We start from the raw sequence: 25,990 nt of genomic DNA on the forward strand, positions 1-25,990 counted from the left end.
GTGCCACCCCCTCTCCTGGCGTCCGCGACCGGGCTCACCCCGGCCGGACAACCGATCATGCTACCGGAATCACAAGGACCCTCCCGCGCCGTTTATTTCCGGCTGCGGGAGGGCCCTCGGGAGACCACGGTACGACCCGTACGGTGCCTAGACCCGCAGGTAGAACCGCAGGGTGATCCAGGCGGTGCCCGCGCTGACCAGACCACCGACGCCGGCCATCAGCGGGAAGATGAACAGGATGTCGCCCCAGGTGATCGGCGAGAGCAGACCCTGCAACGCGCTCAACGACCCGTCGAAGAGCAGATACTTCGCCGCGACCAGGGCCACCAGACCGAGCAGTGAACCGATCAGGCCGGCCACCACCGCCTCCAGCACGAACGGCGCCTGGATGAACCAGTTGGACGCGCCGACCAGCTTCATGACCGCCACCTCACGCCGCTTGCTGTACGCGGCCACCTGAATGGTGTTCGCGACCAGCAGCAGGGCGGCGATCGCCATCACGACGGCGGCAGCCAGCGCGATGTTCTGGATCGAGGTGAGGATGTTGAAGATCTTGTCGAGCAGTCGACTCTGGTCGATGATCTCCTCGACACCCGCGGTGTCCTTGTACTGGTCGTAGACGTTCTTGTACTGCTCCGGGTTGTTCAGCTTGAGCCGGAACGCCTCGGGCAACTGGTCCGGCTTGACCGCGTTCACCAGGTCCGGCGCGTCCTGGTACATCTCCTTGAAGCGCTTGTACGCCTCGTCCTTGTTGACGTAGAGGACGTCCTTGACCAGGGGGTCACTGTCGAGCTTCGTCTGGAGTTCGGTGCGCTCCTGCTCGGTCACCTCCTGGGTCAAGAAGATCGAGACTTCGATGTTCTTGTAGTAGAGGTCCTTCATGTCGTCGACCTGGCGGTACATGAGACCGCTGGCGCCGAGCATGGTCAGCGAGACCGCCATCGTGATGATCATCGCGATGGACATGGTCACGTTGCGCCACAGTCCGACCAGTACCTCGGACAGGACGTATTTCACGCGCATCGGGATTTCCTCCGGGTCTCCGGCATGAGGTGTTCGTCGTCAGGCTGCGCAGGGGTGGAGCGCCGGCTCACCCGTAGACGCCGCGGGCCTGGTCACGCACGATGCGACCGCTCTCAATCTCAACGACGCGGCGGCGCATCTGGTTCACGATGTTGGAGTCGTGGGTGACCATCACGACGGTCGTGCCGGTGCGGTTGATCCGGTCCAGCAGGCGCATGATCTCGATCGAGGTGTCCGGGTCCAGGTTTCCGGTGGGCTCGTCCGCCAGCAGGATCAGCGGACGGTTCACGAACGCCCGGGCGACGGCGACCCGCTGCTGCTCACCACCGGAGAGCTCGTGCGGGTAGCGGTGCTCCTTGCCACCGAGCCCGACCAGCTCCAGCACCTCCGGCACGACCCGGCGGGCGACCGCCTTCGTCTTGCCGATCACCTCGAGAGCGAACGCCACGTTCTCGTAGGCGGTGCGGTTGGGCAGCAACCGGAAGTCCTGGAAGACGCAGCCGATCGAGCGCCGGAAGTGGGGTCGCTTCCAGGAGCGCATCGACGTGACGTCCTTGCCGTTGACGACGACGCGCCCCTTGTTGGGGGCGACCTCGTGCAGCAGCATCTTGATGATCGTGGACTTGCCGGAGCCGGATGGACCGATGAAGAAGACGAACTCGCCCTTCTCGATCGAGACGGACACGTTGTCGAGCGAAGGCCGGGACGCCTTCGGGTACGTCTTCGTCACTTGCTCAAGCTGAATCACGGGTGGTGAGTCTACGCGGTGTAACAACTGAGCCAAGCCCCACGCCCCACAGATCCAGCGCGCGTCGTCGAATCAGGCCTCTACCTGGAGATCGATGACGCGCTCCGCCCGCGAGCCGTCACGCAGCGTCGTCGGCAAGTTGACGCTGCTTACGCCAACGGATGCCGGCCTCGATGAAATCGTCGAGGTCGCCGTCGAAGACCCCGCTCGGATTGCCGGTCTCCTGCTCGGTTCGGAGATCCTTCACCATCTGATACGGGTGCAGGACGTAGGAGCGCATCTGGTCGCCCCACGAGCTCGTGCCGCCGCTCTTCAGGCCGGCCATCTTCTCTTCCTCCTCCTGGCGCTTGCGCTCCAGGAGCCGGGCCTGGAGCACCCGCAGGGCGGAGGCCTTGTTCTGCAACTGGGACTTCTCGTTCTGGCAGGTCACCACGATGCCGGTCGGGATGTGCGTCAGGCGCACCGCCGAGTCGGTGGTGTTGACGCTCTGCCCACCCGGCCCGGAGGAACGGTAGACATCGACCCGAACCTCGTTCTCGGGGATGTCGATGTGGTCGGTCTGCTCGGTGACCGGCAGAACCTCGACGCCCGCGAAGCTGGTCTGCCGACGCCCCTGGTTGTCGAACGGGCTGATCCGGACCAGACGGTGCGTGCCCGACTCGACGCTGAGCGTGCCGTACGCGTACGGCACCTTGACCGCGAAGGTGGCCGACTTCAGGCCCGCCTCCTCGGCGTACGACGTCTCGTAGACCTCGGTGGGGTAGCCGTGCCGCTCCGCCCAGCGCAGATACATCCGCAGCAGCATCTCGGCGAAGTCCGCGGCGTCCACACCGCCCGCGCCGGCCCGGATGGCGACCAGCGCCTCCCGGGAGTCGTACTCGCCGGAGAGCAGGGTGCGGACCTCCATCTCCTGGATGGCCTTGGTCAGCCCGGTGATCTCCGACTCGACCTCGGTCAGCACACCCGGGTCGGCCTCGGCCTCGGCCAGTTCCAGCAGCACCTGGGCGTCGTCGAGGCCGGAGCGCAGGCTGCCCAACTTGCTGATCTCGCCGTTGACGTACGACAGCTGCGAGGTCACCTGCTGGGCCTTGGCCTGGTCGTCCCACAGATCGGGGGCGGAGGCCTCCTGCTCCAAGCGGGCCTTGTCCTCGTGGAGCCGGTCGAGGTTGAGGACGGCCTCGATGTTTCGCAGGGTCGCGTCGAGTTCCTTGAGCTGTTCGGCGTAATCGGCAGCGGTCACGACAGACAAGCGTACTGCGCGGACGGGGAGTGAGCTTGCGAGCCCCGCGGACCCGCGCCAAATCGACACCACGCCCGCGGGCGCGGAGCAGCTCGTTTCCGGTGCCCGAACCCGCCGACCGTCACCCGACGGGGGCGGACTTCAACCACGACAGGGCCGCGCGGTGGTAGGCGACGGCGAACTCCAGCGCGCTGGCGTCGTACGTCTCGCCGTCCCGTTTGGCGTTCTTCACCTGCTCCCGGACCTGGGCGAGGGCCTCGGTGTGGTATTCGTTGGCCGAGGCGTACAGGCCCTTGAGCTGGCTGGCGGAGTGCAGGTTGCCGAACGCCATCCGGAGCGCTATCGGGTTGCGGATGGTGTCCCGCCCCGGGTTCTCCGCGAGCCAGCGGGAAAACGTCCGTTTTCCGCTGGCGGTGAGTGCGTAGGGCTGGCTCATCCGCGGGCCCGGCTTGCCGAGCCGCACGAAACCCCGCTCAGCCAGCACCGGCAACTCGCGGTACACCTGACTGCGGGTCATCGACCAGTACGGCGCCAATCGGCGCTCAGCGGCGGCCATCAACTGACCGCCTGTCATCGGGCCCTCGTGGAGGAGGCCGAGCAGGGCCGCCGCCGTAGGGTTGACTCCGGAATCCGCCATGGCCACTACGCTGCCACTTTGCGCACCCGGCGTCCAGGATTTGCCGGTTTGCCACCCGACAGGACTTCCTAAGTGCACTGTCGGCGGCAGACTGTCCGTTGAGGACTATCGATGGATTGCCACATTCCGGCCATCCCGCCGGCAGCGCCCACGCGCCGCCGGCGGGTCGTCGCCGGTCAGCCCATGTGGGGGTACGTGTGGTCGGTCGGCGGCACGAAGGTCTCCTTGATCGTCCGCGGGGAGACCCAGCGGACCAGGTTCAGCCAGGAGCCAGCCTTGTCGTTGGTGCCGCTGGCGCGGGCGCCGCCGAAGGGCTGCTGCCCGACCACCGCGCCGGTCGGCTTGTCGTTGATGTAGAAGTTGCCGGCCGCGTACCGCATCCGCTCGCCGACCGACTCGACGACCCGGCGGTCGGTGGCGAACACCGAGCCGGTCAGCGCGTACGGGGCGATCGACTCCGCCTGCGCGACGACCTCGTCGAAGCGGGCGTCGTCGAACACGTGCACGCCCAGGATCGGGCCGAAGTACTCGGTGGTGAAGGTCTCGTGAGCGGCGTCGCCGCACTCGAAGAGCGTCGGTCGCACGAAGTAGCCGACCGAGTCGTCGGCGGTGCCGCCGGCCAGCACCCGGCAGCTGTCGTCACCGGCGATCAGCTCCAGCGCCGCGGTGTGCCGGGCGAACGCCTTGTCGTCGATGACCGCGCCGCCGAAGTTGCCGAAGTCGGCCACGTCACCGTAGGTCAGCGAGTCGGCGGTGGCGGCCAGCCGGTCCCGCAGCCCACCCTCCCAGATCGAGCGCGGCACGTACGCCCGCGAGGCCGCCGAGCACTTCTGACCCTGGTACTCGTACGCGCCACGGATCAGCGCGGTGTGCAGCGCGTCCACGTCGGCGCTGGTGTGCGCGACGACGAAGTCCTTGCCGCCGGTCTCGCCGACCAGGCGCGGGTAGCCCCGGTAACGCGAGATGTTGTCGCCCACGGTCCGCCACAGCTGCTGGAAGACCTTCGTCGAACCGGTGAAGTGGATGCCCGCCAGATCCGGGTCGGCGAGCACGACGTCCGAGACCTCCTCGCCCCGGCCGGTGACCATGTTGATCACGCCGGGCGGCAGGCCGGCGGCCTCGAACAGCCGCATCGTGAAGTGCGCGGCGAACTGCTGGGTCGGGCCCGGCTTCCAGACCACGGTGTTGCCCAGCAGGGCCGGCGCCGACGGCAGGTTGCCGGCGATGGCGGTGAAGTTGAACGGGGTGACCGCGTAGACGAAGCCCTCCAACGGGCGGTGGTCGAAGCGGTTCCAGACGCCGGGCGACGATGCCGGCTGCTCCTCGATCAGGCGACGCGCGAAGTGCACGTTGAACCGCAGGAAGTCGATGAACTCGCACGCCGCGTCGATCTCCGCCTGGATCGCGGTCTTCGACTGACCGAGCATGGTGGCGGCGTTGAGCGTGTCCCGCCAGGGGCCGGCCAGCAGCTCGGCGGCGCGCAGGAAGATCGCGGCACGCTCCTCGAAGGGCAGCGCCCGCCACATCGGCGCGGCGTCCTTGGCCGCCCTGGTCGCGGCACGCGCGTCCTCGTGGGTGGCGTGCCCGGTCACCCCCAGCACGTGGGCGTGCTTGTGCGGCTGCACCACGTTGATCGGGTCACCGCCGGCCATCCGCTGCTCACCGCCGATGGTCATCGGCAGGTCGATGCGCTCGGCGGCGAGCTCGGTCAGCCGCCGCTGGAGCCGGTCCCGGTCGGGGCTGCCCGGCTCGTAGTTGCGAACCGGCTCGTTGCGCGGCTCGGGAACGGAGAACACGGCATCCATCAAGGCTCCTGGCGATCTCGACAGCAGTGGCGAAACCGGACCCGCGGGCACCGACCGGATGGCCGGACACCGGACGCCGCACGGGAGGCCGAGCAGCGGCGGGACCTCCCGTGATTCTCCCACGGCGGGCCACGCGACCCACTTCCGCCACCGCCCTGAGCCAAGGACCGCCCCACCCCTCCTCTCCTTACCGACCGGCCTCGATCCGTCCCACCGTCCCGGGGCGACAGGCAGCCCAGCGGGCCCGCGTACCCTGAATGGTCGGTGACCTGCCGCCTCGAAGGGGAGACGATGACCAAGGAGCCCGGCCGCGTCCCGGCCGCCGAGTCGGACGAGCCGGCGGTCGACGCGGCCAGCGCGGGCAGTCGGCCGCTGCCCGCCCCCGGCGCCGCAGTGCTCGCGCTGCTGGCGCTCGGTTGGCTGGCCGCCATGCTCTGGTCCACCCGGGAGGCCATCACCTCGGCGGCGGCCGGGGTCACCGCGATCAGTCTCTCCGCGTTCGCCCTGCCCGGCGTGATCTCGGCCGCGCTGGTAGCCGGGGCGGCCGTCGCGCTGGCCGCCGGTAACCTGCTGGCCCGCCGGTACGGCGACTGGGCCACCCTGCGCTTCGCCGGTGCGATCGGCGGCGGCATGCTGGTCGGGCTCGCCGCCGCGGTGGCCATCAACCTGACCTACTTCGACACGTCCACCACCAACGTGATCGCCGGCACCACGGCGGCCGCGGCGATCATCGGCGGCGCGCTGGCCGGCGCGCGGAACGCCCCGGCGACCGGTGCTGTGGTCACCGCCGCGCTGGGCACGCTGATCTTCGTGGTCGCGTTCAGCCGCGCCCGGGACCCGCTGTTCGACCTTTTCGGCTCCGGCGACAGCCAGGAGTCGCTGATCAACGCAGCCAAGTGGGTGTCCCGTACCGAATCGCTCGTCGCCGGGCTGCTCGCCGGGCTACTGGCCTACGGCTACCTGACCTGGGCGCGGCGTCGAGCCGTCCGCCGCGATCCCGAGGCACCGACGCTGCGCTGGCCGGCCTACCTGTTGGCCGGCGCCGGCCCGGGGCTCCTCCTGCTGCTGGCCGAGGTGATCATCAGGATTGGCGGCCGTTCGCTGCTCGACCTCGCCAGCGCACTCAGTGAGGCGGACGCGGTAGCCCAGACCTCGCTGGGCACCTCGCGGGTCGACAACGGCATCTGGGTGCTCTTCGTGGGGGCGCTGACCGCGCTCATCGCGTTCGGCCGCACGCTCGGCCCCGCCCACAGCGACGACGACGAACCCGCCCCGAACCCCGTCGTGGACCAGGCCGACCCGGCGGACGACAAGCCGGGCTACGCCACGGCGTTCGACGCCGACCCAGCCGAGACCTTCGACGCACCGGAAACGCCCGACGCCGACGCCGACCCGGCAAAGGCAGACCCAGCGCGCTAGGCCCTTTCCTCCCCGGTCGCAGCCCTCCTCCCCGGTCGATCATGGAGTTGTGGTGGGCGGTTCACCCGCTTGTGCGGCTTGTGTCCACCACCACAACTGCATGATCGAGGGCCGGGGGGCAGCTCGGGCCGTCTGGGCTGGGTACCCGGTCAGTCGGTGGCGCGGAGAAGCTGGTCCAGCTCGGTCACGTCGTACCACTCCAGCTCGTGATCTTCGGCGCCGTCGACGGTGAACTGCGCGTCCGGGTCACCAGCCGCCGCCTCGGCCACCACGTCGGCAGCCGCGCCGACCTCCTCGGCCGCGTCCGCGCCGTCCACGTGGATGGCCGCGACGGCACGCACCGGCACGGCGTCGGTCAACGTCACCGAGCTGGAGCCCAGCTCACCGTCGCCGTGCCCGACCGCAGCCGACGGCAGGTCGACCGAGACGACGACCCGACGGCGGGGAGCGGTCGGATCAGCCCGAAGCAGGTGCAGGGCATCCTGGGCCGCACGGGTGAAGGCGACGTACTCCAACTCCTCCTCGTCACCCTCGGCGTACCACTCGCGAAGCGCCGGAGTCACGGCGTGCGCCTCGTCGGCGGCCAGCCCCTCCTCGCGGAGCCGGGCCAGCATCGGTACGGTCGCCGGCACGTACACCCGGACAAGCTCGTCGGTCACCGGTCGTCTCCCCGCATCGTCCTCCACCGGCGGCCGCCGGCACGGGCGCAGATCATGCCGCACGCCGTGACCGTCATACACCCCGCCTCCGGCCGGAGGAAGTTTCCAACCGGTGTGTCCCGCGCGGGTTGATCCGCCACCGAACCGGTGCGGCGCTGGGCGGCGGGGTCTGTCGGTGGCAAACTGAGCCAAACGACATCAACCCCGGGAGTCTCTGTGGAGCCCAGGTTCCTGCTGCTCTCCGACGTGGCCGCCGAGCTCAACGTGTCGGATTCGCAGGTCTACCACATGGTGCGCAGCGGTGAACTGCCGGCGATCAAGATCGGCGGGCGAGGCCAGTGGCGCGTCGAGCGCGCTCGGCTGGAGGAATACATAGCCCGCAAATACGACGAGACGGCAGACTGGGTGCAGAGCAACCCACTCGTCGACCGCGACCCCGAGTAGCAGAGCCCCGGGCCCACCCGTCCATCCCGCACGCCGAGCCGCGCTGAGCCCGCTGCGGGCATGATCGACTCGGTTTCGCGGAAGTCGGGGCGTTGGGGCCGCTCGGACACCGCGTTGTCACGGAACCCGAGTGGATCATGCCCTTCGTCGGGCCGAAGTCAGCGTGGAGCCATTGACCGGGGCCATTCCGTCGCTCAGAATCAAGCTTGTCGGAGGCAAACGTAGGCAAACGCAAGATCAAAAGGGGCCAAGATGAGCGGAGCGCGACCCGGTCCTTCCCGACCACCAGTGCGGCTACGCCCCGTTCCGCCCTTCGACCCGCCCTACCTGGACGAGAGCGACGGGTCGTACTGGCCGGGGCCGACCGACGGTCAGCTCGCCCTCGACCTCTTCGCCTCCAGCCGGCCCAGCCCGGTCCGGCCGGCGGAGCGGCGAGCAGCCCTGCGCCCGGTGCCCGACCGGTCCACCACCCACCCGGTCGCGTCGTTGCCGCCGTCGACCGCACCGGAAACCACCCGGGCCGCGCACCGCTTCGTCGGCACCTGCCTGGAGGTGGTCAACGGCTACCGTTCGCCGACCCAGGTGCGAGCGCTGCTCGACCCGGCCCGGGCGGGCGACCTGCTGACCGAGCTCGCCCGCGCATCCGGCCGGGCCGGGTCATCGCGCCGTCGAAGCGGCCGACCACTGGTCCGACTGCTACGCCTGCGGGTCTGCGAGCCGCAGGAGGCCGCAGTGGAGGCGGCAGCCGTCCTCACCGGCGCGGCCGGCCGCAGCTGGGCGATGGCCCTGCGCCTCGAACATCGGCGGGGCCGCTGGCTCTGCGTCGCCCTGCACGTGCTCTGACCCAACCGGCCCCGGTCGGTGGCGATGCTCACAAGACACCGACGGGCCCCGGCCTGGTCGGCCGGGACCCGTCGGTCAGACGCTGTCGGTGCAGCTGCTATTGGTCAGTTGCCGCCGTTGGGCGCGCCGTGGCAGCGCTTGTACTTGCGGCCCGAGCCACACGGGCACGGCGCGTTGCGGGACGGGCCGTTGCTGGCCTCCGCCTGGTTCGGTGCCGGCCGACGGGCAGCAGCCGACGGAACAGCCGGGCCACGCAGCCCGGATGCCGGCCGCTGCGGCGCGGACGGCGCGCTCCGCCCCGGTGCCGCCGGAGCGCCCGGAGCCGGTCGGCCCACACCGAGCGCCGGTGCCTGCTGCTCGGCCTGCTCCACGGCGACCGCGCCCGGGCTGGCCTCACCGTCGATGGTGGGGGCGGAGTATTGCAGGCCCTGCCGCCGCGGTGCCTGGTTGAGGCCCTTGGCCCGGATCTCCACCGGCTTGTCGAGCAGGGTGACCTCGTCGGCCCCCTCCTCCGGCTCCGGTTCGGTCACCTGGACGTCGATGTTGTAGAGGAAACCGACGGTCTCCTCCTTGATGCCGTCCATCATGCTGGCGAACATGTCGAAGCCCTCGCGCTGGTATTCCACCACCGGGTCGCGCTGGGCGTACGCCCGGAGGTTGATGCCCTCCTGGAGGTAGTCCATCTCGTAGAGGTGCTCGCGCCACTTGCGGTCGATGACCTGGAGCAGCACCATCCGCTCGAGCTGGCGCACCCCCTCGGTGCCGAGCTGCTCCTCACGCCGGTCGTACGCGGCGTTGGCGTCGTCCTTGAGGCGGGCGACCAGGAAGTCGGCGTCCATGCCGGCCCGGGAGCCACCGGCTTCCTCTTCCAACTCCTCGATCGTCACGCCGACCGGGTAGAGCTGCTTGAGGCTGGACCAGAGCTGCTCAAGGTCCCAGTCTTCGCCGTAGCCGTCCGAGGTGGCGCCCCGCACGTACGCCTCGACGGTCTCGTCGATCATGTTGCGGACCTGGTCGGAGAGGTCTTCACCGTTGAGCACCCGGAGCCGCTCGGCGTAGACGACCTGGCGCTGCTTGTTGAGCACCTCGTCGTACTTGAGCACGTTCTTGCGGATCTCGGCGTTCTGACCCTCGATCTGGGCCTGGGCGCTCTTGATCTGCCGGGTGACCATCTTCGACTCGATGGGCACGTCCTCCGGGATGTTGAAGCGCTCCATCACCGCCTCGACCGCTCCGGCCCGGAAGCGCCGCATCAGCTCGTCCTGAAGGGACAGGTAGAAGCGGGACTCGCCCGGGTCGCCCTGCCGGCCGGCACGACCACGCAGCTGGTTGTCGATCCGCCGGGACTCGTGCCGCTCGGTGCCCAGCACGTAGAGGCCACCGGCGGCTGAGACCTCTTCCGCCTCGGTGTCGCAGGCCTGCTTCCAGGTCGGAAGGACCTCCTCCATCGCCTTGGCGTACTCTTCCTCGTTTTCCAGCGGGTCGAGGCCGCGCTGGCGCAGCTCGCTCGCGGCGAGGAACTCGGCGTTGCCACCGAGCAGGATGTCGGTGCCGCGGCCGGCCATGTTGGTGGCCACGGTGACCGCGCCCTTACGCCCGGCCTGGGCGACGATCTCGGCCTCCCGGGCGTGGAACTTGGCGTTCAACACGTTGTGCGGGATGCCACGACGGCGCAGCAACTGGGAGAGGATCTCGGAGTTTTCCACCGAGACGGTGCCCACCAGCACCGGCTGACCGAGCTGGTGCCGCTCGGCGATGTCCTCGATGACGGCGTTGAACTTGGCCTTCTCGGTCTTGTAGATCACGTCCGGACGGTCCTCGCGAACCATCGGGCGGTGGGTCGGGATGGTCACGACGCCGACCTTGTAGACCTTGTTGAACTCGCTCGCCTCGGTCTGCGCCGTACCGGTCATCCCGGACAGCTTCTCGTAGAGGCGGAAGTAGTTCTGGAGGGTGATGGTGGCCAGGGTCTGGTTCTCCTGCTTGATCTCCACCCCCTCCTTGGCCTCGATCGCCTGGTGCATGCCCTCGTTGTAACGACGGCCGTGCAGGATGCGACCGGTGAACTCGTCGACGATCAGGACCTCACCGTCGCTGACGATGTAGTCCTTGTCGCGCTTGTAGAGCTCCTTGGCCTTGATGGCGTTGTTGAGGTAGCCGACCAGCGGGGTGTTCACCGACTCGTACAGGTTGTCGATGCCGAGCCGGTCCTCGACCTTGGCGACACCTCGTTCGGTCACCGCGATGGTGCGCTTGGAGTGGTCGACCTCGTAGTCGCCCTCGCCGTCGGTGCCGGGCTGGAGTCGGGCCACCACGCCGGCGAACTCGCCGTACCAGCGGGCGGAGTGCTCGGCCGGGCCGGAGATGATCAGCGGGGTGCGGGCCTCGTCGATCAGGATGGAGTCGACCTCGTCGACCACCGCGAAGTTGTGCCCGCGCTGCACCAACTCTTCCTTCGACCAGGCCATGTTGTCGCGCAGGTAGTCGAAGCCGAACTCGTTGTTGGTGCCGTAGGTGATGTCGCACTCGTAGGCGGCCTTGTGCTCACTCGCCGGCCGGTTGGGCAGCACCACGCCGACGGTCAGCCCGAGGAACTCGTGCACCCGGCCCATCCACGCCGCGTCACGCTGGGCGAGGTAGTCGTTGACCGTGATCACGTGGACGCCCTTGCCGGAGAGCGCGTTGAGGTAGACGGCCATGACCGAGGTCAGCGTCTTACCCTCACCGGTCTTCATCTCGGCGATGTTGCCGAAGTGCAGCGCCGCGCCGCCCATCACCTGGACGTCGTACGGGCGCTGGCCGAGCACCCTCGCAGCCGCCTCTCGGGCCACCGCGAACGCCTCCGGCAGCAGGTCGTCGAGGGTTTCACCCTCCTCGAGCCGCTCTCGGAACTGTTCGGTCATGCCGGCCAGTTCCTCGTCGGTGAGGTTGATGTAGTCGTCCTCGATCGAGCTGACGGCATTGGCGATCGCCTTGAGGCGGCGCACCATGCGGCCCTCGCCCGCGTTAAGGACCTTTTCCAGAATCGACACGGATCAACGCTCCCCTAGACAGTCTCGACCCATCGTAGGCGCTCCATCGGCGCGATGGTCACTGGTGGCGGTGCTCGACCCCGCCGAACCCGACATAACTCGCGTCCTGCACACGCCCCAAACGTTATCCGGTTACGCCGTCGGCGAACGCTACGGCAGGATGCACGGGTGGAGCTCGTGGAGATCATCGAGGACGGCGTGCTGCTGCGGCCCTGGCGAGAGACGGATGCCGAGGCCGTGCACCGGGCCTGCCAGGACCCGGACATTCAGCGTTGGACCACCGTACCGCGCCCGTACCGGCCGGAACACGCCCACGGATTTGTCACCGCGATGAGCCGGAATGCCTGGGCCGAGGGCACCGGAGCACCGTTCGCGGTGTGCGACCCGGACACCGGGGAGCTGCTGGGCTCCAACGGGCTCGTCTCGATCGACGGGAACGGTACCGGTGAGATCGGCTATTGGACGGCACCGTGGGCGCGTGGTCGAGGCGTGACGGTCCGGGCCACCCGGGCGGTGGCCCGCTGGTCCTTCGACACCCTCGGGCTTCGCCGGCTCATCTGGCAGGCCGAGGTGGGCAACCACGCCTCCCGGCTGGTGGCCCTCCGGGCGGGCTTCCGGATCGACGGCCGGTTGCGGCTGGCCGACCCGGCGCTGGCCGGCAGCGCGGACGGCAGCGCGGACGGCTGGATCGGCTCGCTGCTGCCCGGCGAGGTGCCGGCCGCCGGGTCGACCGGTCCGGCCGGACCGGGCACCCTCGCCGCCCGGCGGGCCGCCGTCTTCGGCCGCCCGCAGCCCGTTCTGTTCGCCGAGACCGGGGCCGGCGAACTGCGGCTGCGGCCCATGGAGGAGAAGGACCTGGACGCGGTGGTGCAGACCTGCCGGGACCCGGAGACCATCCGCTGGACGACCGTGCCAGACCCGTACGACCGCGCCGACGCGGAGGGCTACCAGGCGTACGGCCGCGACTCCTGGGCTCGGGGGGACGCCGCCTGCTTCATGATCGCCGACGCCGACGACCGGTACGTGGGGACGCTCGACCTGCGGCTGTCCCCCACCGACCCGCTGGTGGCCGACACCGGCTTCATGATCGCGCCGGCGGCCCGGGGCCGGGGTTACCTGCCCGCCGCGCTGGTCGCGCTCAGCGCCTGGGGCTTCAGCACGTTGGGTCTGGCGCGGATCGAGTGGAAGGCGAACGTGGGCAACACCGCCTCCCGGCGAGCGGCGGAGAAGGCGGGCTTCGTGATCGAGGGGACCGCCCGGGGTGGCGTGCAGCACCGGGGCGAGCGGGTGGATGTGTGGATCGGCGCGCTGCTCGCGAAGGATCTGGGATGACCATGCCGCCGGTGGTCGAGGCGCACGGCGTGCGGCTGCGTCCCTTCCGCCCGCAGGACAGCGCCGACGTCGTCGACGGCTGCGCGGATCCGCTGACCCAGCGGTTCGTGTCGAACCTCCCGACGCCGTACACCGAGGCCGACGCCCGCTGGTGGATCGACGTCGGCGCCCCGGCGGCCTGGACCGGCGGCGGCACGGCGTACGCCGTCGCGGACCCCAGAACCGATCGGCTGCTCGGCGCGGTGGGGCTGAACAATCCGGTGCCCGCCCGGGGTCAGCTGGAGATCGGCTACTGGATGCGGCCGGCGGCCCGCGGTCGCGGGCTGGCCACCGCCGCGACCCGCGTGCTGAGCGAGCACGCGTTCGCCGAAGGGGCGGCCCGGCTGGAACTGCTCACCGAACCGGAGAACGGTCCGAGCCAACGGGTCGCGCTGGCCGCCGGCTTCCGGTACGAGGGTCTGCGCCGGTCGGCCGGTGCCTCCCGCGACGCGGGCCGGCACGATCTGCTGGCCTGGGTACGCCTCGCCGGTGATCCGCCCGGCCCGGCCGCCCGGCTGCTGCCCGACCTGCCCGGCGGGGTGCTCACCGACCAGGTGGTGGCGCTGCGCCCGCTCGCGCCGGACGACGCGGCGCTGATGTACCGGTTGCACAGCCGACCCGAGGTGGTGGCGAACCAGGCGCCGCCGGTGCCGCCGACCCGCGAGGCGATCGAGCGGCGCTGTCGTCTCGCGCAGAGCGGCTGGCTGACCGGCGAGATCGCCAGGCTGATGATCACTGACGTGACCAGCGGCGAGCCCGTGGGCAGTTGCGGCTTGTCGTACACCGACGTGGCCGCCGGCGAGGCGTCGGTCGGCTACGCGTTGCTGCCGGACTGGCGCGGCCGGGGGTACGCGACTCGGGCAGTCCGCTTGCTCGCGGGCTGGGCGTTCGGCTCGGCCGGTATCGCCCGGCTGTCGGCCGGCACGGTGCCCGACAACACCGCGTCGCACCGGGTGCTGGAGCGGGTCGGTTTTCGGCGCGAGGCAGTGCAGCGCGGCCGACTGCCCGGACTGGCCGGCGCCCGCCTGGACGACCTGACCTTCGGGTTGCTGCCCGCCGACCTTCGCTGACCGGTGTCGTGGGGTTGTGGTGGGGACGCCCCAGCACAACCCCACGAGCTGCCGGTCAGGTGGCGAGGGAGATGATGCCGTAGTCGTACGCGTGGCGTCGGTAGACGACGCTGGGGCGGCCGGACTCCTTGTCCTGGAAAAGGTAGAAGTCGTGGCCGACCAGTTCCATCTCGAACAACGCGTCGTCGATGGTCATCGGCTCGGCCGGGTGGACCTTCTCCCGGGCGATGTGCCACGGCTGGTCGTCCTGCTCCTCTTCGACCCGCTCGGCGACGGCGGTGCCGGCGCGGGCGCCGTCGCTCGGCGCGCTCAGCGCGTTGGGCACCAGGTCAGCGACCGGCAGGCCCGCTGTCGCCTCGGCGACGGAGATCGGCGCGTGCCGCCCCCGGTGTACGCGGCGACGGTCGGCCGCGCGGCGCAGCCGGGTGTCGAGCTTCGCGATGGCCGCGTCGAGCGCGCTGTAGAAGTCGTTGGTGCAGGCTTCGGCCCGAATCACCGGGCCCCGGGAAACGCAGGTGATCTCCACCCGCTGGCAGTGGTCGGCTTGGCGCGGATTGCGCTCGTGAAACAGCTCGACATCAACGCGAATAAGTTTGTGGTCGTAGCGTTCGATCTTCGCGAGTTTCTCGGCTACGTGTACCCGGTAATGGTCCGGCACTTCGACGTTTCGGCCCTTGACCACGATGTCCACGTGACCTCCCTTGTTCGGACGGTCTTCGATCCGGTTGCCCGGCCGCGCGCCGTGGGGAGACCCGCTGGCGTCGACCGGTTGGTACGGCTACGCCTCCTCTCACCGCCGAGGGTGGTGGGAACGACCTCCTACCCCCGACAGCGAAACGCTAACTCCTGTTTGCCCGACAGTCACCCCATGTTGCCGAGACGACCCAGGAATTTTCGCAGCTCGTACACCAACGGGTGAAACGGAAACACAATGGGTTACGACTGGTGTCTTTTCTCGGTCGCCGCGAGCACCGCCGCGACACCCGGTGCCCATCCGGTCGCGGTCAGCACCCGGCTCGCGGCGGCGAGGGTCACGCCGGTGGTGACGATGTCGTCGAGCAGCACCACGACCGGTGCCGCAGCCCCGGCACGACCCCGGACCGGCCCCGTCGGGCGGGGCTGGAAGGCCGCCTCGGCCGCCGCCGCGCGCCCGGCGCTGTCCAGGGTGACCGAGTCGGGCCGGGGCGACGCCCGCAGCGGACGGTGCACCCGCGCCGCCCAACCGCTGCGGTTGAGTCGGGCCGCGCACTGCCGGGCCAGCCGGTCGAGGTGGTCCCCGTAGCGGGACCGGGCCGCCGCCGCGGTGTCCGGGACCGGAATCAACGCCACCGGACGGGCCCCACCGACGGCCGCCGCGACGACCTCGGCGAGCAGCGCGCCGAGCGGGCGCGCAAGCCCGTGTCGGCCATGTTCCTTGTACGCCAGCAGGGCCTCGCGCAGCGGTCCCGCGTACGGGCCGAGAGCGACGCAGGACGGCAGGCCCGGCGGTGCGGGAGTGGGGCGGACCGTTCGTGGCCGCAGGGCGTCCAGCGCCACGACACAGGCTGGGCAGACCCCGTGCCGCAGGCCGGGTCGGCGCTCCCGACAACCGGCGCAGTCGGCGGGCAGCACCAGGTCGGCGAGGTCCGCCCAGAGCCCGCTCACCGTGTCAGTAGAGGAAGAAGGGCGCCGACGGGTTGCTCGGCCGGACACCGGCCGGCACCGGGGCGATGTCGCGTACCCGGCCGGGCTCGATCCGTTCGAACGGGCTGCTGCGGTAGGCCACCCCGTTCGCCTCGTACATGTACGCCCCGCTGGGCGTCCGCACACTGCGGTTGGTGGGGTACGCGGTCAGGTGGCTGACCTTGGCGCCGAGGTCGGTCCGCAACGGCGTCTCCAGGGCGCCGTCGACACTGATCTCGTAGATCGCCGGCTGGCCGACCGACCCCGCCACCACCAACTGGTCCTCCCTGCCCCAGTCGACCGCCGTCGGGTTGGTCAGCGAGGTGACCAGCTCTCGGGGCGGGCCGACGGAGGCTCCGCCGCCGTCGAGGTTGACCGCGGCGACGTAGAGACGGCCGCCGGCGATCAGCGCCACCCGCTGGCCGTCCAACGCGGCGGCCACCGCGGTGACCGCGGCGGAGGGCAGGTTGAGCGGGACCGGATACATCCGGGCCGCCTCGTCGAACCGGTAGAGCTGCCCGTCGGCAACCACCAGACCGCGGCTGGGACGGTTGTCGACAGTACGCAGCCAGACCGGCCGCCCGATCGAGGAGAATTCGGCACCGCTGCGGCTGACCACGGAGACCGGGTCGGCACCCGTGCCCACGGCGAGTCGGTACCGGTTCTTGCCGCTGCCGGCGACCACCATCGCGGCGAGGATCCGGCGGTCCTTGGCCAGCCCGAGGCTGGCGGAGACGACGTTACGGTTGGCCTCGGGCGTCAACGGCACCGTGCCGCTGGGCTCGCCGTCGAAGTCGAGTGGGTGGATCGCGCCGTCGTAGACGCCGAACCGCTGCGGGCTGGCGGCGTACGGGTAGAGCACCCGGGCGTCTCGTCGCTCGCCCAGGTCCACCACGGGCTGCGCGTTGTTGCGGATCTTCACCTCGAGCTGACCGGTGAGGTCCCCCAGCGACCAGGCGATCTGCGTGATCAACTGATCGATCCCGCTCTGGTCGTCCCCGGACATGTCCAGGTTGACCTCCCACCGACCGTTGCCGCCGGTGGCGTTGTTGATCAGCTCGGTGCGGTCCGGTAGCCCGACGACTGCCGGGCGCAACCAGTCGGAGGGGCCACCGACCAGCCACTTCACCACCTCGTTGACCTGCCGCTCGACCGGCACCGCCTGCGGCCGGTAGCGCTGGTCGGGCACCAGGCGGCTGCGGTCGGAACTCCAGAAGTAGATCGTTTCGTCCTGGTAGTACTCCCGCAGGGCGGTGTCGCTGAGCAGCAGCACGTTGGGCGGGTTGATGACGTAGAGGCCGGCCCGGTCGTCGTTCACGCCGCCGTTGAAGGACGCGCTGCGCAGCCCGAACTCGTACTCCGTCTCGGTCGCCACCGGTGGGGCCAGGATGCCGTTGGTCCGCAGCACCCCGAGCTGCTGCACGGCGATCTTGACGGTCGTGGTCGAGTCGCTGTTGAGGGTGTAGACCGCCTCGCGCAGCCGGACCACGTTCAGCGCGACCTCGCTGCCCTTCTTGTCCTGCAGGCGAGTCTTGTCCTCCGGGGCGACGAACGCCTTGACCCGCTCGTACGCCCGATCCGGCTCGCCGGCGGCGGCGGACAGGAAGTTGCGGACGAACGTCTCGTTGACGCTGCCGCTGGCCGTCCGCGTCGGTGGCTCACTGCCCCGACTGATCACACCGGCCTCGGTCGCGGCGCTGCCCTTGCCGTCCACCCGCACGTCGGATGCCGCCGGAATGCCACAGCCGGCGCCCAGCAGCACCATCACGCCGAAGGTTCCGAGCAGAGTCGGCCGTCTCACGAGCGCACCTCCGTCCGCTGCCCGTCCCCGGCCGGAGCCGGACCGATCGCCAGTGCCCCGCCGGTGCCGGGACCGATGGCCAGTGGCCCACCGTCGCGGGGGCCGCCGAACGGCAGGGCGGCGTCGGCCGGCACCAGCCGCAGCGGTGAGGTGGTCAGCCGATCGCCCGCACGGGCCGGCAGGGTGAGTCGGAACTGCGCGCCCTGCCCGGGAGCACCCCACGCCTCCAGCCAGCCGCCGTGCAGCCGTGCGTCCTCCAGGCTGATCGACAGGCCCAGCCCGGTGCCCCCGGTCTGCCGGGCCCGCGACGGGTCCGCCCGCCAGAACCGGTTGAACACCAGCTTCTCCTCGCCCACCTTCAGCCCCACACCGTGGTCGCGGACCGTGATCGCCACGGCGGTCTCGTCGATGCCGAGCGTGATCAGCACCGGGCGGGCCTCACCGTGTTCGACGGCGTTGCCGACCAGGTTGCGCAACACCCGCTCGACCCGGCGCGGGTCGACCTCGGCGATCACCGGGGTGCCCGGCAGGTCGAGTTCGATCGGTACGCCCACCCGCTCGGCCAGGCCCGACAGCCGGTCGACCACCCGGTGCACCACCGGCACCAGGTCGGTCGGCTCGGAATCCAGCATGGCGAAGCCCGCGTCGAACCGACTGATCTCCAGCAGGTCGGTGAGCAGCTCCTCGAAGCGGTCCAACTCGGCCTGGAGCAGCTCGGCGCTGCGGGCGACCGCCGGATCGAACTCGTCGCGCTCAGCGAAGATGAGGTCGGCGGCCATCCGCACCGTGGTCAACGGGGTACGTAGCTCGTGGGAGACGTCCGAGGTGAAGCGGCGCTGCAACCGGGACATCTCTTCCAGGCGCAGGATCTGCCGTTGCAGGTTGGTGGCCATCTGGTTGAACGACGCGGCGAGCAGGGCCAGGTCGTCCTCGCCGTTGACCACCATCCGCTGGTCGAGAAGGCCGGCGGAGAGCCGCTGGGCGGTTCGCGCGGCGACCCGGACCGGGTTGACCACCAGCCGGGTGACAAGCGCCGCGAGCAACCCGAGCAGGATCACCAGCGCGACCCCGGTGGCCACCACCGTGGCGCGGGCGTCGGCGGCGGTGACGTCCTGCCGGCCCAGCGGGACCAGGTAGTAGAGCTCGATCTGGCCGAAGCGGGTGGGCACCGGCGAGCCGTACACCAGGTATTTGGTGGTCTCGCCGGTGAGTCGCCCGGTGCGGATCTGACTGGCCACCTTGCCGTCGGCGATCGCGGCCCGCAGCTCGGGGCTGATCAGCGACTGCACGTTCGCCGACGGGGAGGTGCGCGTCTGGATGTCGTTGGGGTAGTCGTCGGCGGTGATCGCCACCACCACCCCGCTGGTCTGCTGGGGGTCGCCGCCGGCCAGGTAGTTGACAGTCCCGTCGATGGTCTCCTGGAGCTGCGCCTCCTGCGGCTGCCCGTAGAAGGAGACCTGCTTGGCCGCGTAGCTGGCGCCGCTCGTCACCCGCTGCCGGACGTCGCTGCGCGCGCTGTCGAGCAGGATCGTGGTGATCTTGTCAGCGATCAGGACCGCGAACCCACCGACCAGCAGACTGGACGCGACCAGCGTGATGGTCACGACCCGAACCTGGAGCGAACGCCGCCAGGTCTGGTGTGCCCGACCCACCGCGCGAGCGAGCCGCCCACTCACCGCACGCCAGAGCTCCCCGCCGGCGCTGGGCCGGCGGGCAGCCGTACTCGGGGAGGGTGGGGGCGGCGAGGTCGACACAGTGCGACCAGGCTATCCGGTCCCCGCCTTGTAACCCACGCCCCGCACGGTGAGGATGATTTCCGGTCGCTCCGGGTCTGGTTCGATCTTGGCCCGCAACCGCTGGACGTGCACGTTGACCAGACGGGTGTCGGCCGCGTGGCGGTAGCCCCAGACCTGTTCGAGCAGCACCTCGCGGGTGAAGACCTGACGTGGCTTGCGGGCGAGCGCGACCAGCAGGTCGAACTCCAGCGGCGTCAGCTTCACCTCCTCGTCGTTGCGACTCACCGTGTGCGCGGGCACGTCGATGGTGATCTGGTTGTCCGGCGGCCCGATGGTCAGCATCTCCGGGGCCACGTCCTCGCCTCGGCGCAGTCGGGCCCGCATCCGGGCCACCAGCTCCTTGGGCTTGAACGGCTTGACCACGTAATCGTCGGCGCCGGATTCCAGGCCGAGCACGACGTCGACGGTGTCGCTCTTGGCGGTCAGCATGACGATGGGCACGCCCGACTCCGCCCGGATCGACCTGGCGACGTCGATCCCGCTCATTCCGGGAAGCATCAGGTCAAGCAGCACTATATCGGGACGACTGTCGCGAAAAGCGGCCAACGCCCGCTCGCCGTCCGCCACAAAAGAAGGCAGGAAACCCTCACTGCGCAGCACGATGCCGAGCATCTCGGCGAGCGCGGGGTCATCGTCGACCACCAGTACGCGGGCTCTCATGGGATTAATATTGCATCCTCATTCAATTCGGTGGGACCGGCGTCGCCGGCAACGCTCCGCGCCGCCGTCGAACCGGGTGGCCACGGCCCGCGGCGGCGGCGCCACGTGCTGCGGTGCCTGGGCGCACGGATGGCCGCAGGGCCAGGCTGCCACCATGATCCCCCTTCGGCGCCGCCCGGCGCCACCGCAAGCCGGAGCGATCCGGCTGTCGCCATCCGGACGACGGTCAGCCGAACAGCCCACTCCCCCAGTGTTCCCCGCCGTCGCGCACCCCGGGCGGGCAGGCGAACACCCCGCTGGAGACGTGCCGCAGGTACTCGTTCATCACGTCGTGCCGGGCCAACTGCGTCTGGATCGGCACGAACTGACGGCGTGGATCACGCTGGTAGGCGATGAAGAAGAGGCCCGCGTCGAGCCGGCCGAGGCTGTCCGAGCCGTCGACGAAGTTGTAACCCCGGCGGAGCAGGTGGGCCCCGCCGTTGCGGCTCGGGTGGGCCAGCGTGACATGGGCGTGCTCGGCGATCACCGGCTTCCCGTCCGCGCCACGGGCGGCGAAGTCGGGCTCGTCGAACTCGTCGCCGCGACCCAACGGCGCGCCGCTGCCCTTGGCCCGGCCGACGATCTCCTCCTGCTCGGCGAGGGAGGTCCGGTCCCAGGTCTCCACCAGCATCCGGATCTTGCGGGTCACCAGGTACGAGCCGCCGGCCATCCAGTCCGGCCCGTCGCCCGGCTGCACCCACAACTGGTCGCGCAGCAGGTCGGTGTCCTCGGCCTTGAGATTGGCCGTGCCGTCCTTGAACCCGAAGAGATTGCGCGCGGTGGCCTGCTCCCGCGTCGTCGACGAGGTGCGGCCGAAGCCGAGCTGCGACCAGCGGACGCTCACCACACCCATGCCCAGCCGGGCCAGGTTGCGGATCGCGTGCACCGCCACCTGCGGGTCGTTGGAGCAGGCCTGGACGCAGAGGTCGCCGCCGGAAAGCTGCGGCTGCACCGCGTCGCCGGGAAACTTCGGCAGCTCGGCGAGGGCGGCAGGACGACGCTCGGCGAGGCCGAAGCGGTCCCGTCCGTCGGCGTCGCGGAACAGCGTCGGCCCGAAACCGATGGTGAGGGTGAGCTGGGAGGGAGGCAGACCGAGCGCTTCACCGGTGTCGTCCGGTGGGGCCTCCGGCATCCCGCCGACCGCACCCAGCACCCCGGCGTCGCGCCCCGCGGTCATCCGGGCGGCGGCAGCCGTCCACTCTTCGAGCAGTTCGACGAGCCGGGCCCGGTCCTTGGTGATCACGTCGAAGGCCACGAAGTGCAGCCGGTCCTGTGCCGGGGTGACGATGCCGGCCTGGTGCTCTCCGTGGAACGGCACCGCCCCGGCCGGGTGGTCGCTCGCCGCGGCCGGGCCGTGGGAGCCGTTCACCATCGCCCCCACGCCGACCGCCGCACCGGCGACCCCGGCCACCCCGGCGCCGGCGAGCGTGATCGCCCGCCGCCGGGTCAACCTGCTCCCGCTCATCTGTCCCCCTGAGGTCCGGTCACTTCGCGACGGCCGCGGCGACCTTGCTGATCGGCTCGGCGAGCGCGTTGATCCCGTCGGAGAGTTCCTTGAGCTCGGCCTTGCTCAGCGCGGTGTGCAGCTTCCACCCGTCGCCGTCGCGGTGCTTGCCGAGCAGGCCCTCGACGTTCGTGAACTCGGCGTCCAGCTGGCTGACCAGCTCCGGCGAGCGCTGCTGCAACGCGGGCCGCAGGGCGGACACGGCGGCCTTGGAACCTTCGAGGTTGGCGGCGAAGTCCCACAGGTCGGTGTGCGAGTAGCGGTCCTCCTCGCCGGTGATCTTGCCGCTGGCCACCTCGTCGAGCAGCTCCTTGGCACCGTTGGCGAGCTGGAGCGGGGAGAGCTTCTCGGCGTTCGCCTTGGCCACGATCTCCTTGACGTCCACCAGCAGGCGGTCGGCGATCGGGCCGTCCTTGCTGATGTCGCCGGACTGCCAGAGGTCCTTCTCGATCCGGTGGAAGCCGGTGAACTCCATCCCCTCCTCGAGGACCTCCTCGCGGCCGTCGATCTTGGGGTCGAGGTCGCCGAAGATCTCCGCCACCGGCTCGATCCGCTCCCAATAGGTGCGGGCGACCGGGTAGAGCGCCTTGGACTTCGCCACGTCACCGGCCTTGACCGCGCCGACGAACTCCTCGGTCTTGTCCAACAGCGCGCTGGTCTGGCTCTTCACGTACCGCTGGTAGTTGTCCGTGGCGTCACCCAGCGCGGCGTCGGCGGTGAGCGGCTGCGCCGACCCGCTGACCTTGAGCGCGCCCCGAATGCCCTTGCCGCTCATCCCCGGCTTGCAGGCCGTCTGGTACGTGCCGGCCGGCAGCTCCACGTGCAGCTCGCGGCTCAGCCCCGGGGCGATGTTTTCCACCTCGCCCATCACCCGGTCGCCGTCGGCGTACACGTAGAACTCGGTCACCTTCGCGCCCGAATTGGTGATCTTGAAGGTGACGGTGCCGGCGCCCAGGTCGGTCGAGCCGACCTCACAGGCGGTGTCGCTGGCCTTGACCACGATCGGTCCGCCGGAGCCGGCCGAGTCGCCCTTGTCGGAGTCGGAGCAGGCGGCCAGACCGGCCGTGGCCAGCACGCCGGCGGCGGCCAGCGCGAAGAACTGGGTGGTACGCATCGAAGCTGTCTCTCCTCGTGGGTCAGGCACGCTGCGGCGTGGACGCCGCATCGGCCTCGGCGCCGGCGTCGGCCCCGCGCTCGGTGACGGTGGTGGTGGTCGCGGTGGGTGCCGGCTGACGCCGGGCCGGTCGCAGGAAGAGCAGGAGCACCGGTACGGCGTACGCGACCCAGGCGATCGTCTCCAGCACCGTGGGCGCGGGGGTCACGTTGAACATGCCGGCGAGCAGGGCCGCGTACCAGGTGCTCGGGTCGAGCACGCTGCTGATGTCGAAGGCCAGGTCGTTCAGGCCGGGCAGGACGCCGGCCTCCTGGAAGTCGTGCACGCCGTACTTGAGGATGCCGGCGGCGACCAGGATCAGCAGCGCGCCGGTCCAGGTGAAGAACTTGCTGAGGTTGATCCGCAGGGCGCTGGCGTAGAGCAGCACGCCGAGGACCACGGCGGTGACGATGCCGCCGATCAACGCGAGCAGCGGGCCGCTGTCGCCGGCCGCGCCCTGGGCGGCCGAGTAGAAGATCAGCGCCGTCTCCAGACCCTCGCGGATCACCGCGAGGAACGCCATCCCGGCTACGGCGAGAGACCCGACCGCCAGCGCCTCGGTGAGCTTGCCCCGCAGCTCGCCGGCGATGGTCCGGGCAGCCCGGCGCATCCAGAAGATCATCCAGGTCACGAAGACGACGGCGGCCACCGAGGTGATCGCCTCGAACAACTCCCGATCCTCGGATCGGGACAGCAGCGAGGTCGAGGTGTACTCGATCAGCCAACCGAAGAGCACCGAGAGCGCCACGGCCAGGCCGACGCCCGCCCACACCTGCGGCAGCCGGTCCCGGCGCTGCGACTTCACCAGGAAGGCGACCAGGATGCTGACCACCAGGGTGGCTTCCAGCCCTTCCCGCAGACCGATCAGGTAGGTGGCGAACATCCGGGCTCCGAGTAGGTTAGGCACGCCTTGGCTGACTTAGGGCAGGCTCACCTTCCTCCTGGTCAGAGCCGTCGTCAAGTCGTTCACGACAAGCTCACCCTGTCTCCGGCGAACTCCACTGTGCGAAGATCGCGCCGTGAGGGGATTCCTGCCGTGGTTGACGGTTCTGGCCGTGGTGCTGCTGCTCAGCGCACTACGCCTACGGGCACTGGCCACCATCGTCTCGCTCGGCTGGCTGGCCTGGTGCATCTGGACCTGGTTCCGCCCCACCCGCCGCCCCTAACCACCCCCCGGCCCGCACCCCGCACCCCGCGCCCGCGGCCCGCGGCCGCGGCCCGCGATCTTGCACTTTCTGCGGAGACATATCGCTCCTAAAGCCGTGAATCTCCAACCGAAAGTGCAAGATCGCGGGAGCGCAGGGCGGGGCGGGGCACGGCAGGGCGGGGCGGGGCGGGGCGGGGACGACGAACCGGGCCGGCTGTGAACAGCCGGCCCGGTTCGGAGATGTCGATCAGTAGCGGTAGTGATCCGGCTTGAACGGACCCTCCGTGGAGACGCCGAGGTAGGCGGCCTGCTCCTTGGTCAGCGTGCTCAGCTTGGCACCGAGTGCGCCGAGGTGCAGTCGGGCCACCTTCTCGTCCAGGTGCTTGGGCAGCACGTAGACGCCGATCGGGTACTCCTCGGTCTTGGTGAAGAGCTCGATCTGGGCGATCGTCTGGTTGGCGAACGAGTTCGACATGACGAAGCTCGGGTGCCCGGTCGCGTTGCCCAGGTTCAGCAGGCGACCCTCGGAGAGCACGATGATGGCGTGCCCGTCGGCGAAGCGCCACAGGTCGACCTGCGGCTTGATGTTGATCCGCTCGACGTCGGACCGCTTGGCCAGCCCGGCCATGTCGATCTCGTTGTCGAAGTGGCCGATGTTGCCGACGATGGCCTGGTGCTTCATCCGGGCCATGTGCTCGTTGGTGATGACGTCGAAGCAGCCGGTGGCGGTGATGAAGATGTCGGCCTGCTCGACAATGTCGTCCAGGGTGGCGACCTGGTAGCCGTCCATGGCGGCCTGCAACGCGCAGATCGGGTCCACCTCGGTCACCACGACCCGGGCGCCCTGGCCGCGCAGCGACTCGGCGCAGCCCTTGCCCACGTCGCCGTAGCCCAGGACGACCGCCATCTTGCCGCCGATCAGCACGTCGGTGGCGCGGTTGATGCCGTCGATGAGCGAGTGCCGGCAGCCGTACTTGTTGTCGAACTTGCTCTTGGTCACCGAGTCGTTGACGTTGATGGCCGGGAAGAGCAGGGTGCCGGCCCGGTGCATCTCGTAGAGCCGGTGTACGCCGGTGGTGGTCTCCTCGGTCACGCCCTTGATGCCGCCGGCGATCCGGGTCCACCGCTGGCCGTCCTCGCCGAGCGAGCGGTGCAGCAGCTCGAGGATGACCGCGTACTCCTCGGAGTCGGCCGACTCGACCGGCGGAACCACCCCGGCCTTCTCGAACTCGGCGCCCTTGTGCACCAGCAGGGTGGCGTCGCCGCCGTCGTCGAGGATCATGTTGGGGCCCTGCCCGTCCGGCCAGGCGAGCACCTGCTCGGTGCACCACCAGTACTCCGGAAGGGTCTCGCCCTTCCAGGCGTACACCGGAACCCCGGCCGGAGCCTCGGGGGTGCCGTCCGGGCCGACGACGATCGCCGCGGCGGCGTGGTCCTGGGTGGAGAAGATGTTGCAGGACGCCCAGCGCACCTGCGCGCCGAGCGCGACCAACGTCTCGATCAGGACGGCGGTCTGGATGGTCATGTGCAGAGAGCCGGTGATCCGCGCGCCGGCGAGCGGCTGCGCCTCGGCGAACTCGCGACGGATTGCCATCAGGCCGGGCATCTCGTGCTCGGCGAGCTGGATCTCCTTACGCCCGAACTCGGCGAGCGACAGATCCGCCACCTTGAAGTCGCCGTCGGCGAGCGTGCTCGGCCGGGCCTCGGACGGCGTGCCGCTGGCGGACGCCGGGAGGGTGCTGGTCATGAAAGCTCCTGTCGAACGATGTCTGCGCCGACCTTCCACCTTACGCGCGTCGGCGACGGGCATCGGGCACGGTCGGCGGACAGCGCACGGGGCGGTCGGTGATGAACGGACCTTCCCGCCCACGTCCCGCCCGCCCCGTGCATCCCCCCGGTTTGGTTCCCCCGCACGTTCTCGGACCGTCGTCGCGATA

General features: G+C 70.2%; 22 protein-coding genes. 6 read left to right on the plus strand and 16 right to left on the minus strand.

The genetic code is table 11. From position 1 onward, the window contains the following. Positions 1 to 147 precede the first annotated feature (147 nt). The 5 genes from ftsX to pruA form a co-directional block, all read right to left on the minus strand. Positions 148 to 1,023 (minus strand): permease-like cell division protein FtsX, encoded by an 876-nt coding sequence (ftsX, locus tag ACZ6NZ_RS19485; RefSeq protein ID WP_366610459.1) that lies wholly within the window; start codon positions 1,021 to 1,023, stop codon positions 148 to 150. A gap of 67 nt (positions 1,024 to 1,090) precedes the next feature. Beyond that, complete coding sequence (gene ftsE / locus ACZ6NZ_RS19490) at positions 1,091 to 1,771, minus strand: cell division ATP-binding protein FtsE (protein WP_030331491.1); 681 nt, start codon at positions 1,769 to 1,771, stop codon at positions 1,091 to 1,093. Positions 1,772 to 1,889: 118 nt separating this feature from the next. Then, the gene (gene prfB / locus ACZ6NZ_RS19495; protein ID WP_366610458.1) at positions 1,890 to 3,011 is read right to left on the minus strand and encodes a peptide chain release factor 2; all 1,122 of its coding nucleotides are present in this window, start codon (positions 3,009 to 3,011) and stop codon (positions 1,890 to 1,892) included. A gap of 121 nt (positions 3,012 to 3,132) precedes the next feature. Then, positions 3,133 to 3,648: a PadR family transcriptional regulator gene (locus ACZ6NZ_RS19500; RefSeq protein WP_091393967.1), complete on the minus strand. Its 516-nt coding sequence runs from the start codon at positions 3,646 to 3,648 to the stop codon at positions 3,133 to 3,135. A gap of 176 nt (positions 3,649 to 3,824) precedes the next feature. Beyond that, positions 3,825 to 5,453, minus strand: a complete 1,629-nt coding sequence (gene pruA / locus ACZ6NZ_RS19505; RefSeq protein WP_465859418.1) for an L-glutamate gamma-semialdehyde dehydrogenase — start codon at positions 5,451 to 5,453, stop codon at positions 3,825 to 3,827. A 291-nt stretch (positions 5,454 to 5,744) separates the two neighbouring features. On the opposite strand from pruA, the gene ACZ6NZ_RS19510 reads away from it, so the two are divergent. Then, positions 5,745 to 6,872, plus strand: coding sequence for a hypothetical protein (locus ACZ6NZ_RS19510; protein ID WP_465859419.1), 1,128 nt, complete (start codon positions 5,745 to 5,747; stop codon positions 6,870 to 6,872). A 149-nt stretch (positions 6,873 to 7,021) separates the two neighbouring features. Here ACZ6NZ_RS19510 and ACZ6NZ_RS19515 read toward each other — a convergent pair whose 3' ends face one another. Then, positions 7,022 to 7,531, minus strand: coding sequence for a DUF6912 family protein (locus ACZ6NZ_RS19515; RefSeq protein ID WP_465859420.1), 510 nt, complete (start codon positions 7,529 to 7,531; stop codon positions 7,022 to 7,024). A gap of 216 nt (positions 7,532 to 7,747) precedes the next feature. Here ACZ6NZ_RS19515 and ACZ6NZ_RS19520 point away from each other — a divergent pair, with 216 nt between their 5' ends. Together ACZ6NZ_RS19520 and ACZ6NZ_RS19525 are read left to right on the plus strand one after the other, a co-directional pair. Continuing rightward, positions 7,748 to 7,975, plus strand: a complete 228-nt coding sequence (locus ACZ6NZ_RS19520) for a helix-turn-helix domain-containing protein (RefSeq protein WP_030490852.1) — start codon at positions 7,748 to 7,750, stop codon at positions 7,973 to 7,975. Between the two features lie 252 nt (positions 7,976 to 8,227). Further along, on the plus strand, positions 8,228 to 8,818 hold the full coding sequence (locus tag ACZ6NZ_RS19525; RefSeq protein ID WP_465859421.1) for an Rv3235 family protein: 591 nt from the start codon (positions 8,228 to 8,230) through the stop codon (positions 8,816 to 8,818). Positions 8,819 to 8,922: 104 nt separating this feature from the next. Here ACZ6NZ_RS19525 and secA read toward each other — a convergent pair whose 3' ends face one another. Further along, positions 8,923 to 11,850 carry a preprotein translocase subunit SecA gene (secA, locus tag ACZ6NZ_RS19530; protein WP_366610451.1) on the minus strand — a complete coding sequence of 976 codons (2,928 nt, stop codon included), beginning with the start codon at positions 11,848 to 11,850 and terminating at the stop codon, positions 8,923 to 8,925. A 168-nt stretch (positions 11,851 to 12,018) separates the two neighbouring features. Between secA and ACZ6NZ_RS19535 the strand changes: the two genes are divergently transcribed. Both ACZ6NZ_RS19535 and ACZ6NZ_RS19540 read left to right on the plus strand, forming a co-directional pair. Beyond that, positions 12,019 to 13,182, plus strand: coding sequence for a GNAT family N-acetyltransferase (locus tag ACZ6NZ_RS19535; protein WP_465859422.1), 1,164 nt, complete (start codon positions 12,019 to 12,021; stop codon positions 13,180 to 13,182). Then, positions 13,179 to 14,291: a GNAT family N-acetyltransferase gene (locus ACZ6NZ_RS19540; RefSeq protein ID WP_465859423.1), complete on the plus strand. Its 1,113-nt coding sequence runs from the start codon at positions 13,179 to 13,181 to the stop codon at positions 14,289 to 14,291. The genes ACZ6NZ_RS19535 and ACZ6NZ_RS19540 overlap by 4 nt, the downstream gene beginning before the upstream one ends. 55 nt (positions 14,292 to 14,346) lie before the next feature. Here ACZ6NZ_RS19540 and hpf read toward each other — a convergent pair whose 3' ends face one another. The 8 genes from hpf to efeU all read right to left on the minus strand — a co-directional run bounded on the left by hpf (position 14,347) and on the right by efeU (position 23,789). Then, complete coding sequence (hpf, locus tag ACZ6NZ_RS19545; RefSeq protein WP_366610449.1) at positions 14,347 to 14,982, minus strand: ribosome hibernation-promoting factor, HPF/YfiA family; 636 nt, start codon at positions 14,980 to 14,982, stop codon at positions 14,347 to 14,349. Positions 14,983 to 15,227: 245 nt separating this feature from the next. Continuing rightward, positions 15,228 to 15,902 (minus strand): ComF family protein, encoded by a 675-nt coding sequence (locus ACZ6NZ_RS19550; protein ID WP_465859492.1) that lies wholly within the window; start codon positions 15,900 to 15,902, stop codon positions 15,228 to 15,230. Positions 15,903 to 15,939: 37 nt separating this feature from the next. Beyond that, positions 15,940 to 17,718 carry an LpqB family beta-propeller domain-containing protein gene (locus ACZ6NZ_RS19555; RefSeq protein WP_465859493.1) on the minus strand — a complete coding sequence of 593 codons (1,779 nt, stop codon included), beginning with the start codon at positions 17,716 to 17,718 and terminating at the stop codon, positions 15,940 to 15,942. A gap of 32 nt (positions 17,719 to 17,750) precedes the next feature. Then, positions 17,751 to 19,508, minus strand: a complete 1,758-nt coding sequence (gene mtrB, locus ACZ6NZ_RS19560) for an MtrAB system histidine kinase MtrB (protein ID WP_465859424.1) — start codon at positions 19,506 to 19,508, stop codon at positions 17,751 to 17,753. Positions 19,509 to 19,520: 12 nt separating this feature from the next. Further along, the gene (mtrA, locus tag ACZ6NZ_RS19565) at positions 19,521 to 20,210 is read right to left on the minus strand and encodes an MtrAB system response regulator MtrA (RefSeq protein WP_030331519.1); all 690 of its coding nucleotides are present in this window, start codon (positions 20,208 to 20,210) and stop codon (positions 19,521 to 19,523) included. A 226-nt stretch (positions 20,211 to 20,436) separates the two neighbouring features. Continuing rightward, a complete protein-coding gene (efeB, locus tag ACZ6NZ_RS19570) occupies positions 20,437 to 21,714 on the minus strand; it encodes an iron uptake transporter deferrochelatase/peroxidase subunit (protein WP_465859425.1) in 1,278 nt (425 codons plus the stop codon). Between the two features lie 19 nt (positions 21,715 to 21,733). Further along, a complete protein-coding gene (gene efeO / locus ACZ6NZ_RS19575; protein ID WP_465859426.1) occupies positions 21,734 to 22,867 on the minus strand; it encodes an iron uptake system protein EfeO in 1,134 nt (377 codons plus the stop codon). A gap of 22 nt (positions 22,868 to 22,889) precedes the next feature. After that, on the minus strand, positions 22,890 to 23,789 hold the full coding sequence (gene efeU / locus ACZ6NZ_RS19580; protein ID WP_465859427.1) for an iron uptake transporter permease EfeU: 900 nt from the start codon (positions 23,787 to 23,789) through the stop codon (positions 22,890 to 22,892). Between the two features lie 136 nt (positions 23,790 to 23,925). On the opposite strand from efeU, the gene ACZ6NZ_RS19585 reads away from it, so the two are divergent. Next, on the plus strand, positions 23,926 to 24,072 hold the full coding sequence (locus ACZ6NZ_RS19585) for a hypothetical protein (protein ID WP_366610441.1): 147 nt from the start codon (positions 23,926 to 23,928) through the stop codon (positions 24,070 to 24,072). A 228-nt stretch (positions 24,073 to 24,300) separates the two neighbouring features. On the opposite strand, the gene ahcY is transcribed toward ACZ6NZ_RS19585, so the two are convergent. Next, positions 24,301 to 25,800 (minus strand): adenosylhomocysteinase, encoded by a 1,500-nt coding sequence (gene ahcY, locus ACZ6NZ_RS19590; protein ID WP_465859428.1) that lies wholly within the window; start codon positions 25,798 to 25,800, stop codon positions 24,301 to 24,303. Between the last annotated feature and the right edge of the window lie 190 nt (positions 25,801 to 25,990).

Source organism: Micromonospora sp. NPDC047756, assembly GCF_055587245.1.

Bases quoted from the DNA above. Each gene is read 5' to 3' on its own strand.
- ACZ6NZ_RS19500 (WP_091393967.1), bottom strand. From the start codon at position 3,648: ATGGCGGATTCCGGAGTCAACCCTACGGCGGCGGCCCTGCTCGGCCTC.
- ACZ6NZ_RS19555 (WP_465859493.1), bottom strand. From the start codon at position 17,718: ATGGTGCTGCTGGGCGCCGGCTGTGGCATTCCGGCGGCATCCGACGTG.
- ftsX (WP_366610459.1), bottom strand. From the start codon at position 1,023: ATGCGCGTGAAATACGTCCTGTCCGAGGTACTGGTCGGACTGTGGCGC.
- pruA (WP_465859418.1), bottom strand. From the start codon at position 5,453: ATGGATGCCGTGTTCTCCGTTCCCGAGCCGCGCAACGAGCCGGTTCGC.
- efeB (WP_465859425.1), bottom strand. From the start codon at position 21,714: ATGAGCGGGAGCAGGTTGACCCGGCGGCGGGCGATCACGCTCGCCGGC.
- efeO (WP_465859426.1), bottom strand. From the start codon at position 22,867: ATGCGTACCACCCAGTTCTTCGCGCTGGCCGCCGCCGGCGTGCTGGCC.
- ACZ6NZ_RS19525 (WP_465859421.1), top strand. From the start codon at position 8,228: ATGAGCGGAGCGCGACCCGGTCCTTCCCGACCACCAGTGCGGCTACGC.
- mtrA (WP_030331519.1), bottom strand. From the start codon at position 20,210: ATGAGAGCCCGCGTACTGGTGGTCGACGATGACCCCGCGCTCGCCGAG.
- ACZ6NZ_RS19540 (WP_465859423.1), top strand. From the start codon at position 13,179: ATGACCATGCCGCCGGTGGTCGAGGCGCACGGCGTGCGGCTGCGTCCC.
- ahcY (WP_465859428.1), bottom strand. From the start codon at position 25,800: ATGACCAGCACCCTCCCGGCGTCCGCCAGCGGCACGCCGTCCGAGGCC.
- efeU (WP_465859427.1), bottom strand. From the start codon at position 23,789: ATGTTCGCCACCTACCTGATCGGTCTGCGGGAAGGGCTGGAAGCCACC.
- ACZ6NZ_RS19510 (WP_465859419.1), top strand. From the start codon at position 5,745: ATGACCAAGGAGCCCGGCCGCGTCCCGGCCGCCGAGTCGGACGAGCCG.